A 14973-nucleotide genomic window follows, 5' to 3' on the forward strand; every position below is an offset into this window, starting at 1 on the left:
GTCTGTCTGGGCTCGCGCTCCTTTCTAATGCACAAAAGGCGGCTCGCGCCGCCTTCCTGATGGTTAATCGTTGATGCCTGGAATCGTCAGTTCGTCCAGTTTTTCTTTTTTGACTTTCTTCTTTTTCTTTTCCTTCGGCTTCACATGGGTGCGAATAGCATACCACATCTGCGGCGCAATGAAGATCGAGGAGAAGGTGCCGGCGATCAGACCGACGAACATCGCGAAGTTGAACGTGACGATCGCACCCGATCCCATCAACAGCAGCGCGATGATCGGCAGCAGCGTTGTGATCGAAGAGAAGACGGAACGCACCAGCGTCTTATCCAGCGAGTCGTTGACGATCTGCTTGTAATCTTCGTTTGTCAGCTTCGGCTTGCGGCTTTCCGCCACCGACTCGCGGACGCGGTCGAAGACGACGATCGAGTTGTTGATCGAATAGCCGATGATCGCCAGAATGACGGAAATCAGCTCGATGTTGATTTCCATTCTGAAGATGGCGAAGATCGCCAGAACGATTGCAACGTCATGAACCAGCGCAACGATACAGCTGACCGCATAATCCCATTTAAAGCGGATCGTGATGTAGATCAGCATCGCCACCCACGCCAGCAAGGACAGTGCGATCGCGTTCTTGACCAACTCGCGGCCGACGACCGGCGTAACGACGTTATCGTTTGGCTCAATTCCATATTTCGCCGTCAGCGTTTCCTTGATCGAAGTCAGCTGATCCTGTTCCAACGCCTGGTTCAGCGTGACGTAAACAACCTTATCGCCGGAAGCCTGTACGCGGCTCGGCTTGTAGCCCAGCGCTTCAAAATCGCTGCGGACCTCATTGGTATTCAGCGTTTCATTGGATGAAACGGTAATCTTCGTGCCGCTGGAGAAGTCGATCCCCAAATTCAGCGCACCCTTGCCGCCAAAGCCGTTGACGCAGATCATCACGACCGCCGCCGCCAGAATAATCAGGCTGGTTGTAATCAAATACTTCGCTTTGCCGACAAAGTCGACCTTCTTAAACGGACCGAAATAAAACTGTTCCTGACGCTTGGCCACATCCGGAATATTCGACTGCTTCACGCCGAACCAGATCTTCTTGTTGTCCAGCGCGCCGGACTTCACGATCTGATTGACTAAGAAGCGGGAGACATACACGTTTAACACCATCGTGCAGAAAACGGTGACCATCAGCATCGTCGCAAAGCCCTTGACTGCGCCGGTGCCGAAGATATACATGATCAACGCCGCTAAGAGCGTCGTGAACTGCGCGTCGAAGATCGTCGCAAACGAAGTCGACTGTCCTTCTTTGACGGCGTTCTGAACGGAACGGCCGGCGTACAGCTCGTCTTTGATGCGTTCGAAGGTGATGATGTTCGCGTCCACGGTCATGCCGACGCCTAAAACCAGCGCTGCGATGCCCGGCAGCGTAAAGACGCCGCCCATGCCGCCGTAAATCGCGAAGACCGCGAAGATATACAGCGCCAGCATCACGTCGGCAATCACGCCCGCGAAACGGTAGACGACCAACATGAAGACCATGACTAACGCCACGCCGACGATGCCCGCCGTCGCAGTCTTGTTAAACGCGCCGATGCCATAGTCGGCACTGACGACGTTGGAGTAAATTTCTGTCATCTTGACAGGCAGACTGCCGGAATTGATCAGCTCCGCCAGCTCGCGCGCTTCGCTTTCCGTAAAGCCGCCGCTGATGACGCAGTCGCCGGAAATTGCCGACTTGACCTGCGCCGCGCTGATATACTTCGCTTCGCCCCCGGCCTGCGCTACGGCCGCTTCCTTGACATAGGAATCGCCGTCTTCATAATCCAGCCAGACAATCATAATGTTGTTGCCGGTTCCCATTTCGGAAACCTTCTGCGTGATTTCCGCAAACTTCGCCTGATCGGCAATCTTCAAGCTGACGACCGGCGCGCCGTTTTCATACCCTAAAGAAGCGCCGCCTTCCTTGATGATGCTTGCATCGGAAAGCAGGTTGTCGTTGACGTCGCGGAACGTTAAGTTCGCGGTCGAGGAAATCACCCGCCGGGCTTCCTCCTGATCCTTGACCCCCGCCAGCTGCACGCGGATGCGGTCGTTGCCTTCAATCAAAATCTGAGGTTCGCTGACCCCCAGTACGTTAATGCGCTTGCTGACGCTTTCCGCCACCGCGGACATCGCCGGCAAATCTTTGCCTTCCTGCAGCGGGCTGATCTGATAGACGATCTCAAAGCCGCCCTGCAAATCCAAACCCAGCGTCGTGTTTCTGGCGACATCCTGCGCGAAGATGCCGATCATTGCAAAGATGGCAACAACAGTCACGATGAAGACCGTTAAACGACTTGTTCTTGTCCCCTTTTTCATACGTTTCTTCCTCCTATTAAATCGCTAAACTCTGATAATTCTTGATGATACCCTTCAATGATCGCCTGCTTTGACAAAAAGCGGACAATCTGATCTGCCGATAAAGATAATATATCATTTACAGCCTCGTGTAAAGTCTTCGGTTGATTCCTTTTCCACACCAGCTTCTGCATGACATCCTCAAGATTTTTATAGTTTAGGCCGGGAAGCTGTTCACGCTGCAGCTGCTGCAGCTTCAGCATCAGAGTGAGCTGAATCTGCTTATTTTTCAGATCCAGGGATTCCATCTGAACTCTCCCCTTTCTTAATCATACTTATTTATTATAAATCATACTTTATAAAAAGTGGAGGAAAAAGTAATGAAAAAAGAAATCATTCGATCAACTGTCCATCTCCTTACCCTTTCATTGATCGCAAAAATCCTTTCCTTTTTTGTTCGGATCGCCTGCGCGCGCGTTCTCAGCGCCGAGGCGATGAATTATTACAGTCTGACGATGCCGACGACGGTGTTCCTCATCACGCTCGGCCAGATGGGGCTGCCCAGCGCCGTCAGCAAGATCATCGCTTCGCGTCAGGACTACACGCCGGTATTAAAAGCGTCCGTTCTGCTTTCGGTGATCAACAACCTGCTTCTGACAGTCTTTTTCATCCTCGTGATCCCGTTGCTGGCGGCCGTCGTCTTGAAGCAGCAGGTTCTGATTCCGGTACTGCGCGCGGTCGTACCGATCATTCCGCTGGTCAGTATCTCAGGGCTGCTGAAAGGTTATTTCATGGGCCGGCAGGAAATTATCCCGCCCACGGCCTGCCAGATCAGCGAGGAAATCACACGGATTCTCTTTCTGATCGGCTGCTTCACACTGGCGCCGACGACCGATCCGGTTAAAATGGCGTCGATCGCGGTGTTTTCGATGTCAGTTGGAGAAATGGGCAGCATCGTCCATCTGCTGATCGCGCTCAAACGTAAAAAAAGGGTGCTGCATCACGTCAGCACCTTAACCGATTCCCTGCATTGGCAGACCGTCAACGAATTGCTCAGCCTGTCGCTGCCGATGACCGGCAGCCGTTTAATCGGTTCCCTGACGAGTTTTCTGGAACCGATGTGCCTCGTGCTGTTCGCGGGCGTCCTGCTTCAGCAGCAGCTGATCACAACCTATGGCCAGCTTAACGGCTACGTCATGCCGTTATTGACGCTGCCCAGCTTTGCGACAATCGCTCTAAGCAACTGGCTGCTGCCCTCGTTTACCTACCAGGCCAGCCGTCACCGCATGGATCATGCCCGCAAACAATTCTTTCAGATCGGCTTGTGCTGTCTGGGCATCGGCTGCGCCAGCGGACTGACGTTGTTCTGCTTCGCCGAGCCGATCTGTCAGCTGCTCTATCACCAGACGCAGATGGTCGGCTTGCTGCGCTCGCTGGCGCTGCCGTTTATTCTGTATTCGATCCAGCCCTGCTTAAGCAGCGTGCTGCACGCGCTCGGCCAGAGTCAGAAGGCGATGATCGACACGACCTGCGGCTGTCTGACGCGCTTAGCCTGCATCAGCTTTCTGACGATTCCCTTAGGCACGCAGGCTGTCGGAATCGCGTTAGTCAGCGGGATGCTGGTGACGACCGTGCTGCATCTCGGCCGGGTTCTGCGCTGTCTTTTTCAGGACGAAAAAGCCATTTTTCTGCCACAGGCATAAGAACACGTCCGCCGGATCTGAGATGCCTTCGGTTTCAAGCTGTTCGCGCAGCCATGCCTCATCCTTGCCGATGGCCTGAAGCACCTGCTGCTGCACGATGCCGTCGGAGATCAGCGGGTCTTTCCACTTCAGCTTGCTGGCATCTTTTTTTAACACCGTCAGCGTGCCGCTGTTTTCCAGAATCGCAAACTGAACCTCCTCCGGCGTTGAAATGTCCTTATCACGCAGCTGATACATTAAATCGTCGATCGTATAGCGCTGCTTCTTCATCTCCATCTGGTCGATCATACCGTTATAGATGATCAAACTCGGCTTACCTTCAAAAAAGTCGCGCCATTTCTTCTTTTTCAGGCAGGCCCAGGCGATGAGGATCTGCAGCACCGTCAGCGTCAGGATCGCAATCAGTGCTTTCCAGATACTCTGGTCCGGTTCGGATATGGACAGGGCGTAAACCTCCGACATGACGAAATAAATGACGATATCCAGCACGCTCAGTTCGCCGACCTCGCGCTTGCCCATCACCCGCAGCGAGATGATGATGATCAGATAGAAAAAAATACATTTTGAAATGAGTTCAACATATTCCACTTTGACTTCCTCCTGTTGACATAATTCAGCATTTCCAGCGTAAGATGGGAGTGAGGTGACATCATGAAACACTTGCTTGACCCCTATCTCAGACTGGCCGCCGTCTTTCTCGGCGGTTCCCTCTTAGTTTCGTTCTTATTCAGCGTTTTATACTATTTTAACTGGATGGGAACGCCGATTTATCAAATTGGCTGTCTTTTATGCGGCGTGCTGCTGTACGCAGTGTGCGGAATTCTATTTGCTCAGAAAGCCAAGCGCAAGGTGCTGCTGCAGGCGTTGGTGCTGTTAATCGTGCTGGTGGTGCTGGGCGTGCTGTTAATGGAAGAGAAAAGCTGGGCTGCTCTGGGCGCGTTGGCGGCGAAGGGAATCTGTTTTCTGGCCGGCTGCGTCGTGATGATCAGCAAACATAATTAAACTCTTTTCCCTTTGGACGGCGATGAAAATGCCCATCGCCTTTTTTATTGTTTGATCGCGGTCATCCTAAAAAACAGGGCGTGCGGCTCCGGGATTCCAGACTTGGATGATCCTACCTTAAAAAAGAAAAAATTGTGAACTGATCTTTCTCCTCTTCTATTTCAAGCTTTTCACCTGCCGGCGGATTTTCAGACAACTTTACCTTGTTGAAGCACAGAAACGCCTATGACTTTTCGCGATCAATCGTTTTAATTAGAATGGATTAAGGTTATCGCATAAAAAAAGGAAACATCAGGTTCGCTGATCTTTCCTTTATCGTTCTGCTTTCTCTTTTTATCTGGAATTTCCAGCTTTATTCTTTCCACCGAAAGGCCGGTAATTCAACCCGCGCTGCACTGAACTGGGAACGCTAGTCGTTGATCATCATATTTAAAATGACCTGATCGGTGATCCGCATTCCATCCCGGCTCAGCTTGCCGACGGCGTCGATCGTCTGTTCGATATCATGCTTGATGATGCCGGTATCTTCCTCAAACGCGATGTTGTTGAGCGCCATCTGATGCGCGATCACGCCGCAGCTTAAAGCGGAAGCGATCTTGCTGGCGCAGGAAGGCTTTGCCCCGTCGCAGATCATGCCGGAAATTGTCCCGGCTAAATTCGTGATTGTCATCTCGATCTGACGCAGATTGCCGCCGGCCAGCCAGGTGATCGCGCTGAACGCGCCGCACGCCGCGCTGACGGCGCCGCAATAGGCCGACAGCCGGCCAATCCCGGTCTTTAAATGCACGGTGATCAGATTGCTTAAGGCCAGCGCCTGGAACATTTTTTCCTCGCTGATGCCTTTTTCCCGGGCGTACACGACGACCGGGACCGAGCAGGTCATGCCCTGATTGCCGCTGCCGGAATTGACGACGACCGGCAGGTTGCAGCCGCTCATCCGCGCGTCGGAACCGCTGGCGGCGTACGCGATGACCTTCGTAAACAAATCGTTGGGATTGTTTTTCATCATAATCCGGCCGACCTGCGAACCGAATGGATTCTTTAAGCCTTCCTCGGCGATCGCCATGTTGCATTCCACCTGCTTTTCAAGCAGCGGCCGGATTTCGCTGAGATCTTCATTTTCGACATAAGCGACGATCGATTCCACGGTCAGCCGGCTGCGGTCAATCGCGCTGACCGGCTGACTGGAACAATCATCCTTATCCAGCAGAACTTCTCCGTTCTTTATAATTTTCGTAATGTTGGTATGCTCGCGCTTGATCTGCAGCTGAACCTGATTTTCAGCCTGTTCCAGAACCGCCCAGATCTGCAGGTTTTCCTCGCCTTCAATCAGTTCCACCTTGCATAAATCGCTCTTTAACAGCTCCTTGACCCGCGCGACGTCCTGCGCCGTGCTGCCGGCGATGACCTGCAGCCCTTTTGACGCGTCGCCGCAGACGACGCCCATCAGCGCCGCGGTCTTAATTCCTTTTAAATTCACGGTGTTGGGAACGACGACGCCTTTCACGTTCTTCACAATGTTGCCGGAACAGCGCACCGTCATTTTCTCCGGGAACGCTCCCAGCACTTCTTTGGCCTTCGCGCAGGCATAAGCGATCGCGATCGGCTCAGTGCAGCCCAGCGCCGGAATCAGTTCTTCTTTTAATATCGGATAGACAAGCTCTTTAATCCCTTCTGGCATGGATATTCCTCCTCGTTTCTTTTCTGCTTCCTGGGTCGTATTCCCCGCAGCTTTTTTACGGTATCAAAACCGGATTGATCTGGTTTTTTACTCTGCTTTCATTATACCGTGTTCCCAACGGAAATTCATCCAGAAATTCGACCGGAACTCCGATTTATTTCCCATGTTTTTCTGCAAGCTGAAAACACTGACTTAACTCCACTTTTCCGCAAAAAAACCGGACAGGTCATCCGGTTAGGTTCTTACCCGAAATTGGACAAAGAAAAAAGTCACGCAGGATAAAGCTTCATTTAACGCTTACTCCTGCCAGCTTCTTTGTATGGACATTCTATGTCTGCTCGAAACCGAGTAAGAGCCTCAGTTACAGAGATTCGTTTCGGTTTTCCTCTGCGGATTGGGTTTGAATTGCCTGCAGCGTCTTTTGAATATCCTTCGCGATCAACCGCTGCATCGTTTCCGGCACATCCTGGATCTGCGCGCCGGTTAAAGCAGCGAGGATCGAAGGCTTGAGCGAGGGATGCGCGGCGCTCAGAGAAGGCAGGGCCTGAATGCACTGACGGCGTGTGATCGGTTTGGGATCCTGAATCAACGCCAGGCAGAAAGGCAGTGCGGCAGCGCAGGTCTTCTCCTCTACCCAGCGGGCATTGGCCCCGATCAAAAGCAGGCCGCGGGTGCGGACATAAGACTGAGGATCCTGAAGCAGCGCCACGAACCTGTCAAAATAGTATGAAACCTCCGCGCGGGTCTCACTGATCGCCAACAGGTGCTTTAACGCCTGATACGCGGTCTTCTGATCTTTATTTTTCAATTCTTCAATCTGAGCTTCAATCGGATTCATCTGCGATCACCTCGTTCTCATTAGACCATTCTGACCTCGTCCCGTCAACTCTTTTTCGCTGATGGATTCAAGCGTTCTTGCCTCCGGTCTTTGTGTGATCAGATAAGTCCGTTTTGATTATTCGCAGAATAACGGTTCAATCTGACCGCGGATAAAGTCGATCCGGTCTTTGACCCGCGGCACAAACGTGGACGCGATCGCGACGACCAGGTTTTTCTGCGGATTGACGTAGATCGCATTGCCGCCGTCGCCCAGCGCCGCAAACGAAGGCTCCGCTTCCTCCACGATCCACCACAGATAGCCGTAGTTCAAATTTCGTTTTTCCCAGCAGCTCTGCGTGCGGGTGCTTTCCTTCAGCCAGGCTTGGGGGATGATCTGTTTTCCGTCCACTTGACCACCATGGATGCAGCACTCGCCGATCGCCGCCATTTCCCGCGCCGAAAGCGTCAGACCCCATCCGGCAGTATTGATCTTGTTCGGTCCGCAGACCCAGCAGCTGTTTGTCGCCGCCTTGTAGAAGTCCATCTGTTCTTCTTTCGTTTCAAAGAAAAGACTTTTCTCTATGGCAATGCCCAGCGGATCAAACAAGTGTTCCCGGGCATAGTCGAGCACCGTTTTTCCGGTTGCGCGTGTCAGGATTCCGGTCAGTATATCCGGACCGATGATCGGCGCATAGCGAAATTCACCTAATTGTCCCCGCCCGCCGATCTGATTTAACGCGAAGCTGACCCAGTCGTCGCTTGTAAAATATTTCGTATAGGGATTAAAGCGAAAACGATACGGAACCGTCATCGTCAGGCAGTGCTTCAGCGTGACCTCACGCAGCAGCTCATGTCCTTTGCGGACTGGAAATTCGGGAAAGAAATCGAGAATTTTCTGATCCACTCCGGTAATTTCCCCGCGTTCCAGAGCGATTCCGATCAACAGGGAAACGATGCTTTTGGTCACGGAGAAGACGTGAAATTGATGTTCAGCGGTAAAGTCGTTGTAATACGCTTCCAGTTCGCGCCGGCCATTATGGCAGACGACCAGTCCGGCGAGATTCGGATAGTCTGTTTTGATGATTTTGTCGAGAGCGGACAGTTTTTTCGGATCCATATTCTTCCTCTTTTCCTTGTTTATTTTCTAACCGGATAATAGACTTCGGCGTAAAACGCCTGCGGATCATCCCGCGGATCAGAACGATAGACCTCAAACAACGCATCCGCATTGTGATATCCTTCCGCCTCAGCCCATTGAATCTGGCGGGCGTAGACCGCCGGGAAATCCGCGTCCGGACCGCTGACTACAGTTTTTAAACAGAGACCTGGCTGGAAAAGCCGGGTTTCCTCCGTGGTTTCCCGTACAGGAATCGCAAATTCCGTGTCCAATCCTTCCTCGCTGAATTCATCGTCATGAAATAAGGTCATCGGCGATCCGTCCATCGTCAGCAGTTGTTTTTGAAGTTTATCCAGCAAGATGCCGAAGCTTTGTTGATAGGCCAGCGGGAAATCGCCTTCCCGTACTTTTAAACGCCGCGAAAGCAGCGTCATCGCCGGCATTTCCGTCAACTCCACCACAATCTCATCCCCGGCGTTGACCAGCGGACAGCCTTGCCGGAGATTTTCAATGTCCCCGTCCAGCTGCTGCAGCCGTTGATTCAGGAGCGTTTTCTGACGCAGAAGTTCCTGCTTTTTTTCCTGCAGCGCCGCGCTCAGACTGCTTCGCTCGCCATTGAACGTGACGACGAGCAGCTTGATTTCTTCCAGCGTAAAGTTGTAGGCCTTAAGCCGGTTGATCAGCCGCATTGTCCCAAGCTGATCTGCGGTATAGAACCGATACCCGGTCGCAGGATTGACAAGCCAAGGCTGAAGTAGACCCATCGTTTCGTAATAGCGCAGTGTTTTCGTTGAAACCCGGCAGATCCTTGAAAATTCGCCGATCGTCAGCATCTTTTTTCCTCCTTTTTCCTGTGTCTGGCTTCAGGATACACCTTGTCCTTAGGGCAAAGTCAAGCGATCAATTCTGGAAATTTTAAACAAAGGAAAAGCGGCGCTGAAACAACGCCGCAAAACAGACAAAACTTTTCTTTTATTTCCTCATCCGGATCAGAATTCAGTCCGGACAAATTTCTGAGATCCGGCTCCTTTCGGTTAAGCTTCCTCGGCCAGATATTTTCCAGTCAGATAGCCGAACGTCAGGCAGGTGGAACCTAAATTATGTCCCGGGAAGTGGGTGGAATAGCAGTTGCAGTACATATCGCCGACCATCGAACCGACGCAGTACAGCCCTTCTATCGTTTCATTATTTTCATTGAGCACCTGCATCTTGTTATTGCAGCGGATGCCGCCGACGGTGGACAGGAACCACGGCGTACACTTAATCCCATAGAACGGGCCGGTCTTGATCGGAAGCAAAAGTTCCTTGCGCTTGTAGAAGTCTTCGTCCACTCCCTTTTCGCAGAAACCGTTATAGCGCTCGATCGTCGCAATCGCCGTTTCCTTCGGCAGTCCCAGCTTTTCAACCAGCTCCTCGATCGTGTCGGCTTTGACCATCTTGACGTCGATCGAACCGGAGCCGTTCATTTCAATGGTGCCGGAGCTGGCAACGATCTCATCCCAATATTGAATGACTTCCTGTTCGTTCTCAAATACCTTCGGTCCGTCGACATAGCGGTGATTCTGCCACTGCGGTTCGGAGGCATAAGCGGTATCCCAGATCGCATAGGCGTGATGGCCTTTTTCATGCATCAGCGACAGACCGCCGTGAGAAATAACATTGTCTTCGTTGATGTAGCGCACGCCGTCGCTGTTGACCATCAATCCCTGGAACGCCCGGACCTGACGGGTGATGCTGCGCCATTGGAAGCAGAAAATCATCGGTGCCGGCGTTTCGCTCTTATCCAACGCCGCCCCGGCCCAATAGCTCATCTTGTGGCCCGAACCTTCCCAGATTCCCCCGCGGCCCGCCTGCAGCGCCCATGGAATGTACTTCTGCAGCATTTCCTCGTCCGCGCCGAAATCGCCGGTCGCCATGACGACGCCTTTGCGGGCAATGTATTTCACATATTCGTTATTGGCGTTGGTACAGATCACCCCGATCACGCGGTCACCGTCCTTCACCAGCTGCTTTGCGGCGTTTTCATAGCGCATATCGACGCCGGCCTTGGCGCAGTATGCCGCCATGTTGTCGCAGACGTCCTGCTGCGGATTATCGTCCGGGCCTTTGCCATTCGGGCCGCCTAAGAATTCATGCGTGCCCGGGAATTCGCCGTTGACGTCTTCCGGATCCGAATACCAATGTTCCATAACCGGCGTCAGATCATTGCCGCCGACCTGGCTGGCCGTCGTCATGTGATCGATCAGCCAGTCCATCGCTTCGCCGCTGCGCTGGGCGTGAAGCATCCACTTGCTGCCGTCGATACGATAGGAATGATAGCCCATCATCCGTTTGTAAATCTTACTGATTTCTTCCTCGCTCAATTCGTAGCCCTTTTCCTTAGTCAGCTTGGAGTTGATGGCGAAAATCGATCCGCCGCGGCCGATGACCTGACGCATCCGTTCGATCAGGACAACCTCTGCCCCCGCTTCCCGGCCGGACAGGGCACAGCACAGACCGCTGAAGCCGCCGCCCACGACAACGATATCACTCTCGACAGTTTCTTTGATCTGATCCTCTGGAATCGGCTCCGGAGCCGATTCCCAGGCGAACTGACCGGAAGCGGCCGTCGGTTCAGGACATGGCGTTGACGTCGGCGTTTCCTGGCTTTCACAGCCTGTTAAAAGCCCGGCCGCCGCCAGCCCGACAGCACCGGCTGCCGCACCTTTCAGGAAATCCCGGCGCGAGATGCCGCTGGTTATCTTGTGGTTTTGATTCATTTCTTGTTTCCTCCTCTTGTGATTCCATTATCACAAGACTTTGGGAATTCGCCAATCATCTGTTATTTGATCTTTTCGCAACCAAAAGTTTCCAGTGTGTTTATGTTTTCACAATATATGTTATAATGATCACAACATCAAAGAGGAAAGAAACTAAAAAAATCGGGGGATTTTGTCATGGATTTTCGGACTTTAAGTTATTTCGTCGAAGTATGCCAGCAAGCTTCTTTCGCCAAGGCCGCCAAAGCCGCTTACATCTCGCCGCAGGGGCTGCACAAAGCGATCCGGCAGCTGGAACAGGAACTGAACGCGCCGTTGTTTGTCAAAACCGACGAGGGACGGCTGTTGACGCCACAGGGTGAGTGTTACTACGAATTTGCCGTCAGGACGTTGGAAGATTATAACGATACGCTGGAAAAAATCGAGGATCTGGCAAGACCGAAGTCCAGCCGTCTGCGGATCGGCTTCTCCTATGGCACAATCGGCTCGCTGGGCATCAACACGCTTGTTGAATTCCGCCAGCAATATCCGCGGATTGAAATTCAGCATGAGGATTTGCCGGACTTGCGCTGCGAACAGAAATTACTCGACAAGCAGCTGGATCTGGCCATCACGGTCGCGCCGTTTGACCAGACCCGTTTTCATACTCAGCCGTTGTTCAGCGAACCTTTCCATTTCTGGATTAATCGGCAGAATCCGTTGTCAAAAAAAGCGCGGATCACGTTTGACGACCTGCGCGGCCAGCGGATTATGATGGTTGGCAAAGAATTCAAGTCGTATGCCTTTGTGATCCACGGCTGCCGCAAGCTGGGGTTTCGCCCCAACGTTGTGCTGACGACTTCGGAAATGGAACTTCTGCGGCAGTTTGTCTGCGATAACCATGGCATTGCGCTGACCGTCGAGCATGAAACCCGGCTGCCAGCCTCCGAAGTGTTCACCAGCGTACCGTTTGACGATCATACCTGGAGCTACGGTGTTTCCTGGTTAAAAAACCACACGCTCACCGAAGATGAAAAAACGCTGATCCACTATTTTCAGACCCGCGTCCCCGCGCCGGATCGTCCGGATGAAGCCCGGCTCTGATCCGGCTTTATTCCTTCACGGACTTCCGTCCGTTTTTTTATGCTTTTCTGATGCAAACTAATCGAGAATCTGACGGATCATCTGCGGATTATTCAGGAATCGGCGGTACAGGTTGACCGTCTGCGACTCGTCATAGCTCACCGGCACCAGCACGTCGTCCTGGATTTCCAGAATTTCCGCCTGCGGACAGGCGAGCAGGATCGGCGAATGAGTCGCGATCACAAGCTGGGAATCCTCCTGGACCAGATCGTTCATGATCGCCAGCATCGCAAACTGCCCGGTCGGCGACAGCGCGGATTCCGGTTCGTCAAACAGATAAAAGCCATGTCCGGAAAGCCGGCTGCGCAGCAGTGTCAGATAGCTCTCCCCATGCGACATCTTGTGCAGCGACACCCCGCCGTAGCCCGTTAACATGCGGCTGTCCTCGGCCGCGATATTTTCAATTTCCGAAGCAACGTTATAAAAGCTTTCAGCCCGGAAAAAGAAGCCGTCGCGGCAGCGGCGCACGCCTTTAACCAGCGTCAGCGCCTGATACAGGGACGAATGGGTTTCCCGGGTCGAAAACTGAAAGTTGCGTGTTCCCCCTTCCGGATTAAAGCCCATCCCAACGGCGATCGCTTCGATCAGCGTCGATTTTCCGGTGCCATTATCCCCGGTGATAAACGTCAGCGGTTTATGAAACGTCAGCGGCTGAAAATGTTGAAACAGCGGGATCGCAAACGGATATCCCGCAGAACGTCCGGCGTCGCCTTCGTTGATGCGGACCTGGCGCAGATACAGTTCATAAGCTTCCAGCATGACGGCCTCACCTCTTGAATTTATTGTACCAGAGTAAGACTAAAAGAAAAGGACAACCTGAAAGAATTCAGATCGTCCCACTTCGTAAGCGTTCGTTTAATTATCGCTCAGATCTTCGCCGTGCGTCGCGATGACCTTGCGGAACCATTCATAGCTGTCCTTGCGCGTCCGTTTCAGCGTCCCGCTGCCGTCGTTCTGCCGGTCGACATGCACAAATCCATAGCGCTTGCGCATCTCGCCGGTGCCCGCCGACACGATATCAATCGGTCCCCAATACAGATACCCCATCACATCGCAGCCGTCCGCGATCGCTTCGCGCAGCTGGATCAGATGCTCGCGGATATATTCGACGCGGAAATCATCGTGAATCGCTCCGGTTTCATCCGGCTGTTCGTCCAAACCGATCCCGTTCTCCACGATAAACAGCGGCTTGTGATAATGATCGGTCAAAAAGTTGCAGACATAGCGCAGCCCTTGCGGATCGACAGGCCAGCGCCAGGGCGTCGGGGAAGTCTGTTTAAGATAGGGATTGTCCAGTCCTGCCGAACCGCCGGTATCCGTCCGGATTTCCGCTCCGGCATGATAAACCGTGCTGCGGTAATAGCTGAAAGCGATGTAGTCGACCGGAAAGCTGCGGATCAGCTTTAGCTCATCCTGGGTCATATCCGGCCGCGATCCGTTTTCACGCCAGCTCCGCCGGACATAACCCGGATATTCCCCGCGCACCATAACATCCAGGAATAACATCTGTTTGTGCTGATGTTCCATCACGCCCAGAATATCCTGCGGATCGCAGGTATAAGGATACGTCGCCAGACTGGAGAGCGAAAGCATACAGCCGATCTGGGCCTGTGGGTCGATCTGATGACCCAGCTGCACGGTTTTCGCGTTGGCGACAAACAGATGATGCGCTGCCTGATAGAGCTGCCGCTCGGTCAGATCCTGATTGACATGTTCCGGATGCGTTGGGTGAATGTCCAGTACGCCGCCGGCCACAAACGGAATTCTGAACAGGTTGTTCACCTCGTTAAACGTCATCCAGTAGTTCACGACGTTGTGATAACGACGGAAAACGACATCGACATACTTCATCCAGAAATCGATCATCTTCGGGTTCAGCCAGCCTCCGTATTCCGTCAACAGATGCAGCGGCATTTCATAATGGCTCAGCGTGATCACCGGCTCCATGCCGCGCCGGCGCATCTGCGCGAACAGCTCGTCGTAATACCGCAGACCGGCTTCGTTGGGCTCGGTTTCGTCGCCGTTGGGGAAAATCCGCGCCCAGGAAATACTCGTGCGGAATGCCTGGAACCCCATCCCTTCCATGAATGCGAGATCCTCGTTGAAGCGATGATAAAAATCGATCGCCTCATGACTGAGATATACCTTGTCGGCTTTCAGCACCGGTTCCCATTTCTGCCGCTTTGGATTCCATTTTAAGTCCGGTTCGTTCAGAATTCCAACAACCACGTCGGTGACATTAAGCTGCTTGCCATCCTCCAGATACGCGCCTTCGATCTGATTGGCCGCGACAGCGCCGCCCCATAAAAAATGTTCCGGAAATGCTTGTCCCATGGTATTCCTCCAATACTTTCTTTGATTTTATCTTTATTGTACTGAATTTCATCTTGTTGTACAGCCAAAAATTCATTTTTTCTGTGTCTCAAGTCCACA

The 14973-nt window shown here is 52.7% G+C and carries 13 protein-coding genes; 3 read left to right on the plus strand and 10 right to left on the minus strand.

The window, feature by feature from the left end; all coding sequences use genetic code 11:
* Positions 1-63 precede the first annotated feature (63 nt).
* Both BQ7364_RS04435 and BQ7364_RS04440 read right to left on the minus strand, forming a co-directional pair.
* Positions 64-2358, minus strand: a complete 2295-nt coding sequence (locus BQ7364_RS04435; RefSeq protein WP_072683591.1) for a protein translocase subunit SecDF — start codon at positions 2356-2358, stop codon at positions 64-66.
* Complete coding sequence (locus BQ7364_RS04440; RefSeq protein ID WP_006060801.1) at positions 2355-2645, minus strand: post-transcriptional regulator; 291 nt, start codon at positions 2643-2645, stop codon at positions 2355-2357. Before BQ7364_RS04440 ends, BQ7364_RS04435 begins: the two co-directional genes overlap by 4 nt.
* Before the next feature lie 72 nt (positions 2646-2717).
* Between BQ7364_RS04440 and BQ7364_RS04445 the strand changes: the two genes are divergently transcribed.
* Positions 2718-4040: an oligosaccharide flippase family protein gene (locus BQ7364_RS04445; RefSeq protein WP_072683592.1), complete on the plus strand. Its 1323-nt coding sequence runs from the start codon at positions 2718-2720 to the stop codon at positions 4038-4040.
* Here the strand turns inward: BQ7364_RS04445 and BQ7364_RS04450 are convergent.
* Complete coding sequence (locus tag BQ7364_RS04450; protein WP_072683593.1) at positions 3942-4628, minus strand: DUF421 domain-containing protein; 687 nt, start codon at positions 4626-4628, stop codon at positions 3942-3944. The two genes, BQ7364_RS04445 and BQ7364_RS04450, sit on opposite strands and share 99 nt — an antisense overlap.
* A gap of 63 nt (positions 4629-4691) precedes the next feature.
* Between BQ7364_RS04450 and BQ7364_RS04455 the strand changes: the two genes are divergently transcribed.
* Positions 4692-5042 carry a hypothetical protein gene (locus BQ7364_RS04455; RefSeq protein WP_072683594.1) on the plus strand — a complete coding sequence of 117 codons (351 nt, stop codon included), beginning with the start codon at positions 4692-4694 and terminating at the stop codon, positions 5040-5042.
* Positions 5043-5451: 409 nt separating this feature from the next.
* Here the strand turns inward: BQ7364_RS04455 and BQ7364_RS04460 are convergent, their stop codons facing one another.
* The 5 genes from BQ7364_RS04460 to BQ7364_RS04480 all read right to left on the minus strand — a co-directional run bounded on the left by BQ7364_RS04460 (position 5452) and on the right by BQ7364_RS04480 (position 11418).
* Complete coding sequence (locus BQ7364_RS04460) at positions 5452-6723, minus strand: L-cysteine desulfidase family protein (RefSeq protein WP_072683595.1); 1272 nt, start codon at positions 6721-6723, stop codon at positions 5452-5454.
* 361 nt (positions 6724-7084) lie between these two features.
* Complete coding sequence (locus tag BQ7364_RS04465) at positions 7085-7561, minus strand: hypothetical protein (protein ID WP_072683596.1); 477 nt, start codon at positions 7559-7561, stop codon at positions 7085-7087.
* Between the two features lie 117 nt (positions 7562-7678).
* On the minus strand, positions 7679-8659 hold the full coding sequence (locus tag BQ7364_RS04470; RefSeq protein ID WP_072683597.1) for a serine hydrolase domain-containing protein: 981 nt from the start codon (positions 8657-8659) through the stop codon (positions 7679-7681).
* Between the two features lie 20 nt (positions 8660-8679).
* On the minus strand, positions 8680-9492 hold the full coding sequence (locus BQ7364_RS04475) for a MerR family transcriptional regulator (RefSeq protein WP_072683598.1): 813 nt from the start codon (positions 9490-9492) through the stop codon (positions 8680-8682).
* Positions 9493-9693: 201 nt separating this feature from the next.
* Positions 9694-11418, minus strand: a complete 1725-nt coding sequence (locus tag BQ7364_RS04480; RefSeq protein ID WP_072683599.1) for an FAD-dependent oxidoreductase — start codon at positions 11416-11418, stop codon at positions 9694-9696.
* Positions 11419-11595: 177 nt separating this feature from the next.
* Between BQ7364_RS04480 and BQ7364_RS04485 the strand changes: the two genes are divergently transcribed.
* Positions 11596-12501, plus strand: coding sequence for a LysR family transcriptional regulator (locus BQ7364_RS04485; RefSeq protein WP_072683600.1), 906 nt, complete (start codon positions 11596-11598; stop codon positions 12499-12501).
* Between the two features lie 57 nt (positions 12502-12558).
* Here BQ7364_RS04485 and BQ7364_RS04490 read toward each other — a convergent pair whose 3' ends face one another.
* Together BQ7364_RS04490 and BQ7364_RS04495 are read right to left on the minus strand one after the other, a co-directional pair.
* Positions 12559-13299, minus strand: a complete 741-nt coding sequence (locus tag BQ7364_RS04490) for an AAA family ATPase (protein WP_072683601.1) — start codon at positions 13297-13299, stop codon at positions 12559-12561.
* A 96-nt stretch (positions 13300-13395) separates the two neighbouring features.
* On the minus strand, positions 13396-14874 hold the full coding sequence (locus tag BQ7364_RS04495) for a glycoside hydrolase family 1 protein (RefSeq protein WP_072683602.1): 1479 nt from the start codon (positions 14872-14874) through the stop codon (positions 13396-13398).
* Positions 14875-14973: the final 99 nt, after the last annotated feature.

This window comes from Holdemania sp. Marseille-P2844 (assembly GCF_900120005.1).
Taxonomy (GTDB): Bacteria; Bacillota_I; Bacilli_A; order Erysipelotrichales; family Erysipelotrichaceae; genus Holdemania.

Coding starts and splice junctions, on each gene's coding strand:
- BQ7364_RS04445 (WP_072683592.1), top strand. CDS start 2,718: ATGAAAAAAGAAATCATTCGATCAACTGTCCATCTCCTTACCCTTTCA.
- BQ7364_RS04480 (WP_072683599.1), bottom strand. CDS start 11,418: ATGAATCAAAACCACAAGATAACCAGCGGCATCTCGCGCCGGGATTTC.
- BQ7364_RS04440 (WP_006060801.1), bottom strand. CDS start 2,645: ATGGAATCCCTGGATCTGAAAAATAAGCAGATTCAGCTCACTCTGATG.
- BQ7364_RS04435 (WP_072683591.1), bottom strand. CDS start 2,358: ATGAAAAAGGGGACAAGAACAAGTCGTTTAACGGTCTTCATCGTGACT.
- BQ7364_RS04470 (WP_072683597.1), bottom strand. CDS start 8,659: ATGGATCCGAAAAAACTGTCCGCTCTCGACAAAATCATCAAAACAGAC.
- BQ7364_RS04455 (WP_072683594.1), top strand. CDS start 4,692: ATGAAACACTTGCTTGACCCCTATCTCAGACTGGCCGCCGTCTTTCTC.
- BQ7364_RS04490 (WP_072683601.1), bottom strand. CDS start 13,299: ATGCTGGAAGCTTATGAACTGTATCTGCGCCAGGTCCGCATCAACGAA.
- BQ7364_RS04475 (WP_072683598.1), bottom strand. CDS start 9,492: ATGCTGACGATCGGCGAATTTTCAAGGATCTGCCGGGTTTCAACGAAA.
- BQ7364_RS04495 (WP_072683602.1), bottom strand. CDS start 14,874: ATGGGACAAGCATTTCCGGAACATTTTTTATGGGGCGGCGCTGTCGCG.
- BQ7364_RS04460 (WP_072683595.1), bottom strand. CDS start 6,723: ATGCCAGAAGGGATTAAAGAGCTTGTCTATCCGATATTAAAAGAAGAA.
- BQ7364_RS04465 (WP_072683596.1), bottom strand. CDS start 7,561: ATGAATCCGATTGAAGCTCAGATTGAAGAATTGAAAAATAAAGATCAG.
- BQ7364_RS04485 (WP_072683600.1), top strand. CDS start 11,596: ATGGATTTTCGGACTTTAAGTTATTTCGTCGAAGTATGCCAGCAAGCT.